Annotated in this window: 14 protein-coding genes; all 14 read right to left on the reverse strand. The window is 71.1% G+C overall.

Going from position 1 to position 16091, the window contains the following annotated elements; genetic code table 11:
• Positions 1-25 precede the first annotated feature (25 nt).
• On the reverse strand, positions 26-1222 hold the full coding sequence (locus ACZ7HQ_RS11090; RefSeq protein WP_470987240.1) for a M6 family metalloprotease domain-containing protein: 1197 nt from the start codon (positions 1220-1222) through the stop codon (positions 26-28).
• Between the two features lie 36 nt (positions 1223-1258).
• Positions 1259-2539: an alpha/beta fold hydrolase gene (locus ACZ7HQ_RS11095; protein WP_470987241.1), complete on the reverse strand. Its 1281-nt coding sequence runs from the start codon at positions 2537-2539 to the stop codon at positions 1259-1261.
• A complete protein-coding gene (locus ACZ7HQ_RS11100; protein ID WP_470987242.1) occupies positions 2536-3546 on the reverse strand; it encodes an ABC transporter ATP-binding protein in 1011 nt (336 codons plus the stop codon). The genes ACZ7HQ_RS11095 and ACZ7HQ_RS11100 overlap by 4 nt, the downstream gene beginning before the upstream one ends.
• Complete coding sequence (locus ACZ7HQ_RS11105; protein ID WP_470987243.1) at positions 3543-4364, reverse strand: ABC transporter ATP-binding protein; 822 nt, start codon at positions 4362-4364, stop codon at positions 3543-3545. Before ACZ7HQ_RS11105 ends, ACZ7HQ_RS11100 begins: the two co-directional genes overlap by 4 nt.
• Positions 4361-5353, reverse strand: a complete 993-nt coding sequence (locus tag ACZ7HQ_RS11110) for an ABC transporter permease (protein ID WP_470987244.1) — start codon at positions 5351-5353, stop codon at positions 4361-4363. Before ACZ7HQ_RS11110 ends, ACZ7HQ_RS11105 begins: the two co-directional genes overlap by 4 nt.
• Entirely contained in the window at positions 5350-6294 is a 945-nt protein-coding gene (locus ACZ7HQ_RS11115; RefSeq protein WP_470987245.1) for an ABC transporter permease, read from the reverse strand. The genes ACZ7HQ_RS11110 and ACZ7HQ_RS11115 overlap by 4 nt, the downstream gene beginning before the upstream one ends.
• Positions 6291-7970, reverse strand: a complete 1680-nt coding sequence (locus ACZ7HQ_RS11120) for an ABC transporter substrate-binding protein (RefSeq protein ID WP_470987246.1) — start codon at positions 7968-7970, stop codon at positions 6291-6293. Before ACZ7HQ_RS11120 ends, ACZ7HQ_RS11115 begins: the two co-directional genes overlap by 4 nt.
• Positions 7971-8066: 96 nt before the next feature.
• On the reverse strand, positions 8067-10202 hold the full coding sequence (locus tag ACZ7HQ_RS11125; RefSeq protein ID WP_470987248.1) for a SpoIIE family protein phosphatase: 2136 nt from the start codon (positions 10200-10202) through the stop codon (positions 8067-8069).
• A 221-nt stretch (positions 10203-10423) separates the two neighbouring features.
• The gene (locus ACZ7HQ_RS11130; RefSeq protein ID WP_470987249.1) at positions 10424-11776 is read right to left on the reverse strand and encodes an LLM class flavin-dependent oxidoreductase; all 1353 of its coding nucleotides are present in this window, start codon (positions 11774-11776) and stop codon (positions 10424-10426) included.
• Between the two features lie 29 nt (positions 11777-11805).
• Positions 11806-12858, reverse strand: a complete 1053-nt coding sequence (locus ACZ7HQ_RS11135) for an aliphatic sulfonate ABC transporter substrate-binding protein (protein ID WP_470987250.1) — start codon at positions 12856-12858, stop codon at positions 11806-11808.
• Between the two features lie 59 nt (positions 12859-12917).
• Positions 12918-13658, reverse strand: coding sequence for an ABC transporter ATP-binding protein (locus tag ACZ7HQ_RS11140; RefSeq protein ID WP_470987251.1), 741 nt, complete (start codon positions 13656-13658; stop codon positions 12918-12920).
• Positions 13655-14545 (reverse strand): ABC transporter permease, encoded by an 891-nt coding sequence (locus tag ACZ7HQ_RS11145; protein ID WP_470987253.1) that lies wholly within the window; start codon positions 14543-14545, stop codon positions 13655-13657. The genes ACZ7HQ_RS11140 and ACZ7HQ_RS11145 overlap by 4 nt, the downstream gene beginning before the upstream one ends.
• Complete coding sequence (locus tag ACZ7HQ_RS11150; RefSeq protein ID WP_470987255.1) at positions 14542-14853, reverse strand: hypothetical protein; 312 nt, start codon at positions 14851-14853, stop codon at positions 14542-14544. The genes ACZ7HQ_RS11145 and ACZ7HQ_RS11150 overlap by 4 nt, the downstream gene beginning before the upstream one ends.
• Before the next feature lie 390 nt (positions 14854-15243).
• A complete protein-coding gene (locus tag ACZ7HQ_RS11155) occupies positions 15244-16044 on the reverse strand; it encodes a DUF427 domain-containing protein (protein WP_470987256.1) in 801 nt (266 codons plus the stop codon).
• Positions 16045-16091 lie beyond the last annotated feature (47 nt).

A 16091-nucleotide genomic window follows, 5' to 3' on the forward strand; every position in this document is an offset into this window, starting at 1 on the left:
ACCGCCGTGCGGCGAGGACCGGCTCCTACTGCCTGGTGATCGAGATCCCGTCGTGCTGGGGGGTGCTGCTGTCGACCTCGATCCGAACTCCTGTGGCGGGGTCGGTGAAGGTCTGGCCGGAGTGGAAGGCCGCCATGTCCAGTGCCCGGCAGCCCGAGGGGGGCGTTGCGTCGGGGTTGCCGTTCACGACCTGGAGGGGGCCGTCGCCGGTCTGGGCGGCGCTGTCCACCTTGTAGACGAGCACGCCGGTGGAGCAGGCGTGGCCGTCCGCGCCGACGGCCCTGCGGGACTCGGCGACGTAGGCGGTGGTCTCGCCGGTTCGGATCACCGCGATCTTCGTACCGCCCGCGCGTTCCACGGCTTTCAGGCGGACGGTGCGGCTTCCGGTCGCGGGGAGGCAGGCGACCTGGCTGTCGTCGATCCAGCCGAGCTTCCACCGCTCCCAGCCGACGTGCTGCGGGGCGGCCCCGGCGATGTCGCCCATGAGGTCCCAGCCGCCGACGAAGCGGTGGTGGTCCATGCCGGTGAACGCGTAGAGGTCGGGCAGGCCGAAGGTGTGGCTGGTCTCGTGGTCGGCGACCTTGAAGCCCCAGTGCCACATGTCCTGCCCGAAGGTCACGGCCCACTTGACGCGCCGGCCGTCGGCGGTGACGCCCGCTGTGGCCGGGTCGTACAGGTACGTCGGCGAGAAGCTGATGGCGGCGGCCGACGGGGCCGGGACGATGTAGACCATGTCGTAGCGGGAGAAGTCGGCGTACGGGTCCGCGGCCGCCACCGCCTGCCGGACGTACGCCTCGTGCTGCTCGAAGGTGATCCCGCGCTGGAAGCCGTAGCTGGTGGAGTCCTGTGGCAGCCGAATCCATCGGTCCAGCGGGGTGATGTCCAGTGCGGTCCGGCCGTAGGAGTCTCGTTTCATCCAGTCGGCCGCGGGGGCGAGTTGCCGGTGGGAGGCGGACGTGGGTCCGGAGGCCTGGGCGTCGGGGAAGTCGACGAACAGCATGAGCACGTGCTTGGTGCCGAGGGGCTGCTGGAACCGGGTGGGGTCGGTGGTGTGCCCCTCGTCGGTCCAGCCGGTCGTGCCGGGGAGGGCACAGTCGGTGGCGGGAGCCGTGCCGTGCGCCGGTGCGGCGGTCGCGGCAGAAGTGGACGCACCGAGCGACAGGAACGCCGCCGCGGCGGCACCCGTGGCAAGGGCTCTGCGTCCGTGGGGGTTTCGGGGCATGTCTCCTCGTCTCTCCTTCGGGTTGGCGCGGGGAGGTCAGACCCGTCCGGCGGCCATGTCCATCAGGCGGGACAGCACGCCTTCGCCGGACGCGGTCACCCCGTCGTGCTCCCATTCGTTGGTGACCCAGGCGCGCAGGGCACCGACCGAACGCGCGGTCGGCAGGGACAGTTCCGTGGGGACGTACATGTCGTCGTGGTAGATCGCGGCGGCCACCGGCACCTGGTTGGCCGCCAGCCGCGACGGTGAGTACAGCGCGGGCCAGTCGGCGCGCTCGGCCAGCAGCCCGGCGGCGGCGCGGAACGGCCGCAGACCGGCGATCTCCTCGTACATCCAGGGATAGAACATCTCGCCCGTGAACAGCAGCGGGTCGGCGTCCTCGGCGAACTCGGGGCGGCCCGCGACGGCGCGGGCCGCGGCCCAGTCGGTGGGCTTGCCGCCCTGCGCGAAGCAGGCTTCCTGGAGCACGGCGAAGAGCGGGTTGTCGACGAGCCCGGTCAGGTGCATCGCCTGGTGCAGGAAGGTCGCCGAGAGGTCGCCGTGGGCGTCGAGGGCTTCGTCCAGCAGCCAGTGCAGGCGCTCGGCTCCGTCGCCCATCCCCAGCATCAGGCCGAGCGTGCGCAGCCGCCGGACGGTGAGCCGGTCCCCGTCGGGCAGCCGGACCGTCCGGCGGTGGAGCACGTCGGCGATCCGCCGGACCAGGTCGCGGTCGGCGGGGTAACGGGCGTAGAACGCGGTCACCTTCTCCGTGACGCGCGGGTACGTGGCCGCGTACACGTCGTCGGCGGTGGCGTCCAGGCCGGGCAGGCCGCCCGTGACGTAGCAGGCGCGCAGGCCTTCGGGGGCCTGGGAGAGGTAGGTGAGGGTGATGAAGCCGCCGTAGCTCTGGCCGAGCGTCTCCCAGGGCTCGTCACCGGCGAGCTGACGCCGGATCAGCTCGGCGTCGGCGACGATCGAGTCGGCGCGGAAGAGGGCGAGGTGGTCGGCCAGCGCCCGGGGGCCGGGGAAGCGCTCGGCCGACCGGGCCGTGACCGGGGTGCTGCGGCCGGTGCCGCGTTGGTCCAGCAGCAGCACCCGGTGGGTCCTGAGGGCGCGGGCGAGCCATCCGGAGGTGGCGTTCAGCGGGCGAGGCGACTTGCCTCCGGGGCCGCCCTGCAGGAACAGCAGCCAGGGCAGTGGCTCGCCGGCCCGGGCCGGGTCGGACACCTCCCGGGCGAACACCTGGATCGAGGCTCCGGCGGGGTCGGCGTGATCGAGGGGTGCCGTGAACTCGTGGTCGGTCACGGTGAGTCCGGGCAGGTGGTGGGTGCGGCTCATGCGGGCCTCTCCTGGGCTGACGGCTCGGGGACGGGCTGGGTCAGCGGTTCGGGGTAGTGGCAGGCGACCTCGTGCCCGGAGGCGATCGCGCGCAGCACGGGCCGTTCGGCGGCGCAGCGGCCGGCCGCCCTGGGGCAGCGGGTGCGGAACGGGCAGCCGCTGGGCGGATCGAGTGGACTGGGCAGGTCGCCGCTCAGCACGATGCGCTCGCGGGTCCGTTCGGCGTCGGGGTCGGGCAGCGGTACGGCGGAGAGCAGGGCGTGGGTGTAGGGGTGCGCGGCACCGCCGTAGAGGGTGTCCCGGTCGGCCGTCTCGACGACCGTGCCCAGGTACATCACGACGACGCGCGTGCTGATCTGGCGGACCGCGCCCAGGTCGTGCGCGATGAACACGTAGGCGAGCCCGTACTCCTGCTGCAGGTCCTTGAGCAGGTTGAGGATCTGTGCCTGGACCGACACGTCGAGCGCCGAGACGGGCTCGTCGCACACCAGCAGTCTCGGCCGCAGCGCCAGTGCCCGGGCGATCCCGATGCGCTGGGCCTGACCGCCGGAGAACTCATGGGGGTAGCGGGCGGCGTGCTCCGGCAGCAGGCCCACCCGCTCCAGCAACTGTTCGACCGGTTCGCCGGGGGTCAGCCCCTGGTAGCGGTACGGGGCCGTCAGGATCTGCCGGACGGTCTGGCGGGGGTTGAGCGAGGAGTACGGATCCTGGAAGATCATCTGCAGGTCGCGTCGCAGGGGCCGCATCATCTGCTCGTCCAGCGTGGTCAGTTCCCGTCCGGCCACACAGACCGTGCCCGAGGTGGGCTCGATCAGCCGGGTCAGCAGCCGGGCGACGGTGGACTTGCCGCAGCCGGACTCGCCGACCAGACCCAGCGTCTCCCCCGCGGCCACCCGCAGCGACACGCCGTCGACCGCTCTGACGTGTCCGGCGAGCCGCCGGGTCAGGCCGTGCCGTACGGGGAACCGCTTGACCAGGTCACGGGCTTCGAGCAGGGGCGCGTTCACGCGGTCACCTCCGGTGCCGCGAGGGTGGGCAGCCGGTCGGGCAACGGTCCGTCGACGCGGGGCACGCAGGCGAGCAGGCCTTTGGTGTAGGTGTCGCGCGGCCGGTAGAACACCTCGCGGACGGTGCCCCGCTCGACCGCGCGGCCGCCGTACATCACGACGACCTCGTCGGCCAGTCCGGCGACCACGCCCATGTCGTGGGTGATGAGCATGACGGCGGTGCCGGACCGCTCCCGCAGTTCCCGCAGCAGGTCCAGGATCTGGGCCTGTACGGTCATGTCGAGCGCGGTGGTCGGTTCGTCGGCGATGAGCAGGTCGGGTTCCAGGCACAGGGCCATCGCGATCATCACGCGCTGGCGCATGCCGCCGGAGAACTCGTGCGGGTACGCGCGGGCGCGCCGCTCGGGCTCGGGGATGCCGACGCGGTCCAGCATCCGTACGGCGACCCGCTGTCCCTCGCGGCGTCCGGCGCGGCGGTGTGCGCGGTAGGCCTCGGCGATCTGGAAGCCCACCGGGTAGTAGGGGTTCAGACAGGACAGCGGGTCCTGGAAGATCATCGCGATGCGGTCTCCGCGCAGCCGGCGCAGCGTCCGCCGGTCCAGGCCGGTCAACCGCTGGCCGTCGAACCGGACTTCACCCGTGATCCGGGCGTCGGGCAGCAGGCCCATGACGGCCAGGCTCGTCACGGACTTGCCGCTGCCCGACTCGCCCACCACGCCGAGCACCGCCCCGGCGGCAAGGTCCAGATCGAGTCCGTCGACGGCGCGTACGCCGCCCGCGAAGTCCACGGTCAGGTCTCGTACGGTCAGCAGGGTCATCCCACGGCCCTCACTCTCGGGTCCAGGAGCGCGTAGACCAGGTCCACCGCGACGTTGGCGACGACGACGAATCCCGCGGCGAAGAGCGTCACCCCGAGGATCACCGGCTGGTCGGCGCTGTTGATCGCGTCGGCCGCGAGCTTGCCCACGCCGGGCAGGCCGAAGACCGACTCGGTGATGAGGGCGCCGCCGAGCAGCGCGCCGAGGTCCATGCCGAAGATCGTCACGATGGGCATCAGTGCCGGCCGCAGCGCATGACGGCGCAGCACGGTCGGCTCGGGCAGACCCTTGGCGCGGGCGGTGCGGACGAAGTTCTGGCCGAGGCTGTCGAGCATCTCGCCGCGGGTGATCCGGGCGTAGATGCCGGCGTAGAGCATCGCCAGCGTGATCCACGGCATGACCATGGACTGGGCCCAGCCGACGGGGTCCGCGGTGAGCGGGATCGCCTGGGGGTAGGGCAGCAGACCGAGTTTGACGACGAGCAGGTACTGCAGCACCAGGGCGGTGAAGTACACCGGGAGCGACACACCGCCGAGCGCGGCCGTCATCGCCGCCCGGTCCCACAGGCTGCCGCGGCGCAGCGCGGAGATCACCCCGGCCGTGACGCCGACGAGCAGCCACAGCACCGCCGCCCCCACGGCGATGGAGATGCTGACCGGCAGCCGGTCCGTGAGCATCAGCCACACCGGTTGATCGGTCTGGAAGCTGAATCCCAGGCATGGAGCGGGGCAGTGCACGGCCTGGGCGCCCGTGCCGTAGCTGCGGCCGCCCACGATGCCCACGAGATAGTCGCGGAACTGCACGAACACCGAGTGGTCCAGGCCGAGCGTGGTGCGGATCTCGGCGATCCGCTGGGGGCTGCATGCCTTGCCGCAGGCTCCCTGGGCCGGGTCGGCCGGCATCAGATAGAAGATCGCGAAGGTGGCGGCGCAGATTACCAGCAGGATCGCTGCCGTCGCGGCCAGCCTGCGCAGGACGTAGAGGATCATCGTCGGCGGCTCCGGGGGTCGAGCGCGTCCCGCACCGCGTCGCCGAGGATGTTGAAGGCGAGCACGGTGACGAACAGGAAGGTGCCCGGGACGAGGAAGTAGACGGGGTCGGCGGCGTACCACGGCACCGCGGCGGCGATCATCTGGCCCCATGAGGGGGTCGGCGGACGCACTCCGATGCCGAGGAAGGACAGGCCCGCCTCGGTGGCGATGTAGCCGGGGATCGACATCGTGGCCACCACGAGGACCGGGCCGCTCAGGTTGGGCAGTACCTCTCGCACCAGCAGGGCGCGCCGGGAGGCGCCCAGCACCCGGGCCGCGGCCACGAACTCGCTACGGGCCAGCACCATCGCCTGCCCGCGCACGATCCGCCCGACGTACGGCCAGCCGAAGAAGCCGAGCACGACGACCAGGAGAAGCTGCCGGTTCACGCCCGGTGCCGCAGAGATCAGCGCGATCATGAAGATGAGGGCGGGAAAGGACATCAGCAGGTCCATCAGCCTGCCGACGACCGTGTCGGTCCAGCCGCCGAAGAATCCGGCGGCCAGCCCGAGCACCGTACCGAGCGCCACGGACAGGGCCGTGGCGAGCAGGGCGATGAGCAGGGAGACGCGGGCGCCGTGGACGACGCGGGCGAGGATGTCCCGGCCGCTGCCGGGCTCGACGCCCAGCCAGTGGCCGGCGCTGATGCCGCCGCCGGTGCCGCGCGGCAGTCCGCCGAGCGCCGGGTCGACCGCTTCGGAGTGGAACTCGGTCGGGGACGTGCCGGCGGCCCAGGTGATCAGCGGGGCGGCGAGGGCGGTCAGCACCAGGAGGAGGACCACGGTCAGGGCGATCGTCGCGGAGCGCTGGGCCAGCAGGCGGCGCAGCAGGGATGCCTCATGTGGTGTGACGCGGGGCGGCGCGTCGGCCGGTACGGGGGCCGGGAGCGTGGCGGTCACTTGCGCAGCCCCAGGGAGACCAGGTCCAGCTCGCCGACGTAGGCGATGTGCCCGTAGGCGCCGGTGACATGAGTGCCGATCAGGACGGCCGCCTTGTCCCACAGGAACGGCACGACCGGCGCGTCCCGCATGATCTGCCCGGCCAGCCGGCCGTAGGCGGTCGCGGCGGCCGCCGGGGCCTTCATCCTGGCTATCTGGTCGATACGGGCGTTCACCTCGGCCGAGTTGTACTGGGCGTGGTCGTTGTTGCCCTCGGGGGTGATCAGCCGGCCGTCGAACACGAGCGGCAGATACGTGGAGGCGCCGGGCCAGTCGGGTGTCCAGCCGTCGATCACCAGGTCGTGCTCCTGGGAGGTGTTGCCCACGGTGCTGTAGAACGCCGACGAGCTGATCGCGTTGATGGTCACCTTGATTCCGGCTTTGGCCAGGGACGCCTGTACGGCCTCGCCCTGTGTCTGGCCGGCCGCGGTGGCCGGGGTGTCGAGCGTGAGGGTCAGGCCCGAGGCGTGGCCCGCCTGGGCGAGCAGCGCCTTGGCCTTGGCCGGATCGCCCTTGCCGCCCGGGCTCGGGAAGGGGTCGTCGGGGACGGAACCGGGCAGCGACGGCGGCAGCAGGGTGGTGGCCAGCCGACCGGCGATCGGGCCGCCCCGGGCGGTGCGCAGGGCGTCCTTGTCGAGCGCGTAGGCGATCGCGCGCCGTACCCGGACGTCGTCGAGCGGCTTGTGCCGGGTGTTGATGCTCAGGTACCGCGTGTTGATCGACTCGCCGGTGACCAGTCGCCCGCGTACCGCGGGGTTGGCCATCACCGGCCCGACCGAGGCGGGGCCGACCGGCTGGAAGGCGACCGCGTCCGCGTCCTGTCCCTGGGCGGCGATGAGCCGCTGGTCGACGACGGCCGCGTCGAGGTTGAGATCGAGCACGATCTTGTCCGGCAGGCCCTTGCGCACCGAGTCGGTGGCCGGACTCCAGTGGGTGTTGCGGACCAGTGTGAGCCGCTTCTTGGGCTCGAAGGATCCGATCTTGTAGGGGCCGGAGGAGAAGGGTCTGCTGTCGTAGCGGACCCCGGAGTCCTTGTCCTGCGGAACCGGGGCGAAGATGGGCAGCGACACCGCGGAACCGAAGTCGGCCACCGGACGGTTGAGTCTGAAGACGACCGTCCTGTCGTCGGGCGTCCCGATCGATGCGAGCCCGTGCTTGTCCTTGTAGGGGCCGTGGTAACCACTGCCTCCCGCAAGCCACATCCGTGCGTACGGCGGCCCTTCGGGGAGTTCCGCGGCGAACGTCCGCTCGACGCCGTACTTGACGTCCCGGCTGGTGATGGGCCGGCCGTCCTCGAACCTCACCCCCGCCTTGAGCGTGAAGGTCCAGGTCCGGGCGCCGTCGCTGGGGCGGCCGGTGTCCGTCGCCAGATCCGGCACGATCTTTCCCCCGGCGGGGCCGGGTGCCGCCGCGTACGTCGTCAGCGTCCGGTAGATGAGACGGCCGACGTCCTCGGAGGAGGTGACGTAGTTGCGGGCCGGGTCGAGGTGCTCCAGGTCGAGGCTGGAGAGCACGTGCAGCGTGCCTCCCCTGCTCGCGGCCCCGCCCTGGCCGCCGTCGCCAGCTCCCCCGCAGCCGGCGACGGTGACGAGTCCGAGGGCGGCGGCCATGACCATCCCGGAACGGCGTGCTCTCACGATGGCTCCCTATGCGATGTGACATATCACTGTCTCGGCTCAAGGTTGTGGGCGGCCGGGCGTCACAGCCAGCTCTCAGTTCCCCAGAACATCGGGTTATGGACGCTGGTCTCGGCGGTGTGACGCCGTCGCCTGGAGCCGGCCTGATCCGCCGGACAGACCCTGGGAGCGGGCTCGGGCGATGAGCAGTGCGACGTCGTCCTCGTCACCGGGCGACCGCAGAACGTCCAGGATGCGGTCGCAGGTGTCTTCCAGCTCGTGGCCGAGTGTCGCGGTGAAGGCACCCAGGAGGGTGTCCAGACGAGCGTCGATGGGTTCGCTCCGGGTCTCCACCAGGCCGTCGGTGTAGAGGGCCAGTTCGTCGCCGGGACGCAAGGCGATGGTGGTGGCCTCGAAAGGTACCCCGCCGACGCCCAGCGGTGCGCCGGGGGGAAGGTCGAGCAGCTGTGCCGCATGACCGACTCGCATCAGGGCCGGCGGCAGGTGGCCCGCGAGACAGATCTCGCACTGCCCTTCGTGAGGGTCGTAGACGCAGTAGATGCAGGTGGTGATGGTCTGCTCGACACCTTCGGTCAGGTGGTCCAGGTGATGGAGGGCCTCTGCGGGGGCGAGGTCGAGTTCGGCGAAGGCGCGGGCAGCGCTGCGGAGTTGCCCCATGGTGGCGGCGGCGTTGATGCCGCTGCCCATGACGTCCCCGACGACCAGGGCGGTTTTGTCCCCCTGGAGGGGTATGGCGTCGTACCAGTCGCCGCCGATCTCGCTCGTGGCACCGGCGGGCTGGTAGCGGCAGGCCACCTCCAGGCCCGGCAGGTGCGAGGGGAGTTCGGGAAGCAGACTGCGCTGGAGGGTGAGGGCCGCGTGGCGTTGGGCCTGGTACCCGCGGGCGTTGTCGATGCAGACCGCGGCCCGGGCGGCCAGCTCCAGGGCGAGGAACGCGTCGTCGTCGTCGAACGGCGCGGGGTTGCGGATGCGGGTGAGGTCCAGCACGCCCAGGACTTCACCCCGGGCCATGAGCGGCACGGCCAGGTAGGAGTGCACGTCGGTGGCCTCGAAGGGGGAGGCAGGCGGACCACGGCGGGCGATGCGCTCCAGATCCCGCTGGGTGGTGCGGGGCACCAGAACCGCCTGGCGGGTACGCACGCACCGGGTGATCAGGCGGTCGGGGTCGTACGTGACGAGTGTCTCGGACGGATCGGCCGCGCGGACCGTGTCGGCGGAGGAGACCGCGCTGACGGCGAGGCTGCGGAAGTGGGCCGGGCCCTCGTCAGCCGCGGTGCGACCGGCGAGGGCGCTGTCGAGCAGGTCCACGGCGGCCACATCGGCCAGGACCGGTACGACGGCGTCGGCGAGCTCGCGCGCCGTCCTCTCCAGGTCGAGGGTGGTGCCCACGCGGGCGGAAGCCTCGGCGATCAGCGCCAGCCGCTGCCGGGCCCGGGCCGCCTCCGTGGCGGCTCGATGACGTTCGGTGACGTCGATCACGGAATAGGCCAGGCCCAGTACGCGCCCGCCGGAGTCCTCCAGCCGGTAGTACGAGACGGACCAGGCGTGATCGTGGTCCGGGTCGTTGGGGGGACGGCAGATGATGTTCCGGTCGACCACCGATTCGCCGGTCTCGAGGACACGGCGCAGACGTGCCTCGGGGTCCGTGTCCAGGAAGTTCAGGACCTCGCCGACCGGCCGGCCGAGACGCTCGGCGGCGGACTGACCGGTGATGCGTTCGAGAGCAGGGTTCACGGCGAGATACCGCAGGTCCGGGTCCAGGATGGCCAGCCCGACCGGGGACTGGGAGACCAGGCGCATGGCCAGGGCGGCGTCGCGCTCGACCCGCTCCACGGTGGCCTGGTCCGCGGCAAGGCCCAGGACGTAGGTGTCACCGAGGTCGTCGAGCAGTCGCATGTTGCGGAACTCCACGAGACGGGTGCTGCCGTCCTTGTGCCGGATCGGGAAGGCCCCGGCCCAGTCGGCGCCGGACTCCATGACCTCGGCGAACAGCTTGATCACCTGGCTGCGGTGCTCCTCGTGGACCGTCAGCTGAGCCGCGGACTGCCCCAGCGCCTCCGCCGCGGTGTAGCCGAACAGTTCCTCGGCTTTCGGGCTCCAGAAGACCACCTGGCCGCTCGCGTTCAGCACCACCGCGGCGACGCTGAGCAGGTCCAGCAGGCCGCTGGGCGGGGCGGCAGAACCCGCCACTGGCCGGCTGTCGCCTGCTCGCGGGGAGTCCATCGTGCCCATGCCTCATTTTCCCTCCCGCTCGGCGCCGCGGCTCATGCCGTACCGGCGGGCGATCCGACTCCCTCCATGGTCGTCCAGGCCGGGGCGGCACACACCTGGACCGACGGGTTGACACACCGGCCGGCCAGGGGTGATCGCGTGCGTGCGACGGGAAACGGCACAAACTGAAGTGATAACCATTCTGATCTGTCGGGGGACGGGCCCGAGGAGCACCCGTCGGCTCAGGCGCCGGGCACCTCCGCCCCCGCCTGACGGAACTGGTTGGCCGGTACCGGCAGGCCGTAGTGCTCGCGCAGTGTCGCGCCTTCGTACTCCTCGCGGAAGAGGCCCTTGCCGCGCAGGATCGGCAGTACCTGGTCGATGAAGGTCTCCAGACCCGAGGGCAGGGCGGGCGCCATGATGTTGAAGCCGTCCGCAGCACCGCCCTCGAACCAGGTGATGATCGCGTCCGCCACCTGCTCGGGCGTGCCGATGAACTCGAAGTGTCCGCGGCCACCTCCCAGCCGCGAGATCACCTGACGCACCGTCAGCCTCTCGCGCAGGGCGAGCTCGATGATCAGGTCGGAGCGGCTCTGTGATCCCTCGAGCTTCGGCCGCGCGAGGATGAAGTCCGGCAAGGGTTCGTCGAGTTCGAACACCGACGGCTCGGTTTCGAAGACCGCGGCCAGCTGGCGCAGTCCGTACTCCGGAATGCGCAGGTCGTCGAGCTGCTTCGCCAGCGCGCGGGCCTCCTCCTCGGTGGACCCGATGTACGGGACGATTCCCGGCAGGACGATCACTGCGCCCGGGTCGCGTCCCGCGGCCCTGGTGCGCGCCTTGATGTCGCTGTAGAACTCGGCCGCGCGCTCGTACGTCCGGTGTGCGGTGAAGATCGCCTCGGCGTGCCGTGCCGCGAAGTCCTTGCCGTCCTCGGAGGAGCCGGCCTGGACGAGCAGCGGGTAGCCCTGCGGTGGACGCTCGACGTTGAGCGGGCCGGCCACGGAGAAGTAGGTGCCCCGGTGGGCCGGTTTGTGGATCCGCGCGGGGTCCGCGTAGCGTCCTGTGACCTTGTCCGCGACGACGGCCTCGGACTCCCAGCTGTCCCAGAGGGCCTTGGCGATGTGCAGGAACTCGTCGGCACGGGCGTAGCGTTCGGCGTGGCCGGGGCGGTTGTCGAGGCCGAAGTTGGCCGCTTCGTGGGCGCCCGCCGAGGTGACGATGTTCCAGCCCGCGCGGCCGCCGCTGACATGGTCGACCGAGGCGAGCCGCCGCGCCAGGTTGTAGGGCTCGTTGTACGTCGACGACACCGTCGCGATGAGTCCGATCCTGCTGGTCGCCTGGGACAGCGCGGTCAGCAGCGTCAGCGGTTCGAGCTGGCCCGGTGGCCGGAACTCGCCGGTGCCGTTGATCGCCGGGCCGTCCGCGAGGAACAGCGCGTCGAACTTGGCGCTCTCGGCCAGCCGGGCAAGCCTGATCCAGTGCCGCAGGTCGAAGTCGGCCCGTGGATCGCTGTCCGGGAGCCGCCACGACGCCTCATGGTGACCCGCCTCCATGAGGAAGGCGTTGAGGTGCAGCCGGCGTCCTGTCTCGCTCACGCGTACTCTCCTTTCCGTGTCCGGCCAGCTCAGCCGGCCTGCGGCTTCGAGCTGTCGTAGCCGGCCGGGAGCAGGTTGTCGGTGATCGACGGGACATCGACCTTCTTGGTGATCTGGCCCGCCTCCAGGAAGGCGTCGGCGAGCTTCTGCTCCGCCGCGATGTCCGGCTTCTCCACCGGGGTCACCCGCGTCTCGAAGGTCTTCAGGGACGCCTTGGCATCGTCCAGGGGAATGCCCTCCTCCGTGGCGAGCGCCTGCGCGTACCTGTCCTCGTGCCTGGTCGCCCAGGCGAACTCATGGGCCAGCCGCTGCAGGACGTCGGTGAGAGCCGCCCGCTTCGTCCTGTCGTTCAGCGATTTCTCCGTCGCGACGTAGTAACTGCTCGTCTGGTCGATCGGCGGGAGGCCCTTCGCCAGGATCCGAGCGCCGTTCTTGACCGCGATCGCCGACTGCGGGTTCCAGATCGACCAGGCGTCCACCTTGCCGGTGTTGAACGCGGTGGCTCCGGCCGCCGGGTCGAGGAAGACCAGGTGTACGTCCTTGGGGCTGAGGCCTACGCTGTTCAGCGCGTTCAGGGCCAGCCCGTGGGCCGAACTGCCCTGCGGGACGGCGATCTTCTTGCCCTTGAGGTCCGCGAGCGTCCTCAGCCCCGAGTCCTTGGGCACGATGATGTTCTCGTTCGACTGGGTGGGCGTGAGCGACCGGTTGACGGCCACGACCTTGAAGCCGTACTCCTTCGCGGCGCCCGTGATCGGCGGTACGTCACCGACGGCTCCCAGGTCGATGTCGCCCGACGCGGCGGCCTGTACGAGCGGCGGGCCGTAGGTGAAGCGGGCGAACCTCACCTTGTAGGGCGCGTCGTCGAACACGCCGGTGATCTTCGCCAGCTCCTGGCTGCCGTCACCGCCGTTGTCGCCGATGGTGAAGGTGTACCTGCTCCACTCGGGGTGGCTGTGGGCACTCGATCCGCTCGACCTGCTCAGGGGTGCGGCGGCCTCCGACGTCGATGCGCAGGCCACGAGCGTGCTCCCCAGTGCGAGCAGGCCGACGGCGGCAACGGGCCGGGAGGTTCTTCTGGACATGGGTTTCTCACGCGCCTTCTGTGCTGTGGTGGGACAGGTCGGTGGGTGGGGCGGGGAGGTCAGTGCTGGTTGGCGAGCCCGAGGTCTTCCAGGAGCGCGGAGCGCAGTTCCTCTCGGGCGAGGCTCGCCTCGCGGTCGGCGGCCGAGAGCTGGACGAGGTGTGATGTGCCGATGCGTCCGTTGCTCATGACGACGACGCGGTCCGCCAGCGCGATCGCCTCGTCGACGTCGTGGGTGACGAGGAGCATGGCCGCGTGGTGCTTGCTCCGCAGGGCGCGCACGAGGTCGTGCATCCGCAGCCGCGTGATCGCGTCGAGCGCCGCGAACGGCTCGTCGAGCAGCACGAGTTCGGGCTCCGACACCAGCGCGCGGGCCAGCGACACCCGCTGGGCCTCGCCGCCGGACAGCTCCTTGGGCCAGGCCTTCTCGCGGCCCGGGAGTCCGACCTCGGCGAGCACGTCGAGGGCCCGCTGGTCGGCGTCGGCTCCGTGCAGGCCGAGGGTGACGTTGCGCAGCACCCGCTGCCACGGCAGCAGACGGTCGGCCTGGAACACGATCGCGCGCTTGGCCGGGACCTCCACCCGCCCGCCGTCGGGTCGGTCCAGACCGGCGAGCAGCCTGAGGAGGGTGCTCTTGCCGCAGCCGGAGGGGCCCAGCAGGACGACCAGTTCCTCGTCGGCGATGGTGAGGTCCAGGTGGTCGAGGACGACCCGGTCCCCGAACCGCCGGACCACCTTCTCGACGACGGCGCCGGTCTGCCGGTGGGGCTGTGTGCCGTGTGTGGCAACCGTGGTGCTCATGCTGCCTCATAACTGGGGCGCCACCGCAGCAGCACCCGCTCGAGAGCCCGGACGAACTGGTCGGCGAGCAGGCCGAGGAGCGAGTAGATGACCAGCCCCACGAACACCTGGTTGGTCTGCAGGTAGGTCTGTCCTTGCGTGATGAGGAAGCCGAGGCCCTTGTCCGCGTTGACCGTCTCGGCGGCGACGAGGCCCAGGACGCTGTACGCGAGGGAGAACCGGAGTCCGACCAGGAAGCCCGGCAGGGCTCCGGGCACCAGGACGCGGCTCACCAGGCGCCAGGTGCCCGCACCCGTCGTCCGCGCCATCTCGATCAGACGCTGATCGACACCCCGGATCGCGGCGAACAGGTTGAGGTACATCGGAACGCCCGCACCGAACGAGATCAGGAGCACCTTCGTGAGCTCGTCGATGCCGAACCACACGATCATCAGCGGCAGCACCGCCAGCAGCGGGATCGTGTTGAGCACCTGCACGACGCCGTTGAACAGGTACTCGCCGCTGCGCAGCAGACCGCCGAGCACCCCGGCGACGATGCCCACCGTCAGACCGATCAGGAGACCGATGCCGGCCCGTTGCAGCGAGATCGCCAGGTCCGGCCCGAGGACGCCCTGCTGCCACAGGTCAACGGCGGACCTCACGATGGAGGTCGGGGCCGGAGCGTAGGTCTTCGCCAGCACTCCGGCCCTGGCGAGGATCTCCCAGGCGATGAGGACCACGATCGGAGTGGTGTAGATGCCCAGGGGCCAGCGCAGCCGCTCGCGGAGCGTGCTGAACACCGTGGGGCGGCGGGCGTCGCGCGGCAGGAAGACCTCACGCCCACCTGTCGCGCGCGGCGTCCCGGCAGCCGGCTCCACAGCCGGCGCCTTGAGGCTGACCTCGGTCACGCCGCCACCTCCAGGACGCTGCTGTGGTGCACGGCGTCACCGACGAGCGGCTCGCTGCGCCGGTCGTCGGCGCCGAACGGCACACGACCGGCCGACTCGGTGTTCGCGCGAGCGGCGATCCGCTTGGCGAACCCGCCGGTGAACAGCGCGCGTTCGCCCGTCAGCGGATGCACCCGCGCGCCGCCGTACGGCGTGGTCACGAGGGACCGGAGCGCGGTGAGCTGCGGGGGGCCGGGGCGTGCCGCCGGGTCGACGGCCTTGACGAGCGCGCCGATGCGGCCCGTGAGCATGCGGATGGACGGAGACATGGGAGGTCCCTCTCAAGGATGTGGGCGCAACTCCGGCTGCCGGGAGCCGGAGAAGGAAGGAGGGGAGAACGGAGGAACGCCGGAAGAAGGCGGTCAGGCCGTGGGTACCGCGCTCTTCGGGGGATACGTCACCGGCGCGCACCAGCCGCTGCCGAGGGCCACCCTGCGGATCAGCGACGCGCTTTCCGGATCAACGACAACAGAACGCGCTGGAGACGTGCGCCAGGTCGATGTGGCGCCGCCGGGTCAAATCCACGCGCGGGGTCATGGAACGTGAGTTGAGCAGAGGCCCACCCTGTCGGTCAATAGGTTCCGGACAGGTCTCACATTGCGGAAACGTGGAACGTGTCGTGGCCGGGCCCGTCGCGTTCAGGGCGTAGTGGTGGGTTCTCAGCGGAGCGTCTTGGTGAAGTGGGTGACGGGGCGTTCCAGGCGTTCCCCGTCCACGGTGATGTCGACCGCCTCGTTGTAGAAGGCGAGGAGCCCCTTGATCGGGCCCACCGCGGGCAGCGGTTCCGGGTAGCTCCAGACGACGTTCGGCGGGATGCCGGCCTCGCCGCGCCACGACCAGTACGCGGCGGTGCCCTTGTAGGGGCAGCCGGTGCGGTGGTCGGTGGGTACGAGCAGGTCGAGCCGGACGTCCTCACGTGGGACGTAGTACCGCGTGGGCAGACCGGTCTCGAAGAGCAGCACCGGGCGGCGGGTGTCGGCGACGACCGTGCCGTCGATCTCGACCAGGACGTGGCGGCTGCTGGGGATGGCGTCGACGCGTTTGTGCGGGTCGCGGGGGTGGATGAAGATCTCTTCCTCCTCCTCGTACCAGTGGTCGAGCCCCTTGCCGCTGCGCCGGAACCACTCGAAGGCGATGTGATCGGCCAGGTCGGCGGACGGGAAGGTCCAGGCGGCGTTCTCCAGGAGTCCGCCGTCCACTGCGAGGTCGTAGAAGACCTGCGATCCGGTGTGGGTGCCCGTCGGCGGGTTCTTCGCGGGGCGGAGCAGGTCCTCGTGGACCTCCGTGCGGGGGAACGCGTACAGCGGGACGGGGACACCGGGCTCCCAGACGAGGACGGGGTGCCGGCTGTCGACGACGGTGACGTCGCCCTTGCGGCCGCGTACCCAGCGCTCACTGGGCTCCCACAGGAGGCCCTCCGGTGTGGTCCGCACGGCTCGCCCGGTGGGGAAGGTGGTCATGAGCGGCTCTCCTTCGGCTCGGTCACGCGGTGCCCTCGGCGACGCAG

The organism is Streptomyces sp. NPDC037290 (assembly GCF_055603245.1).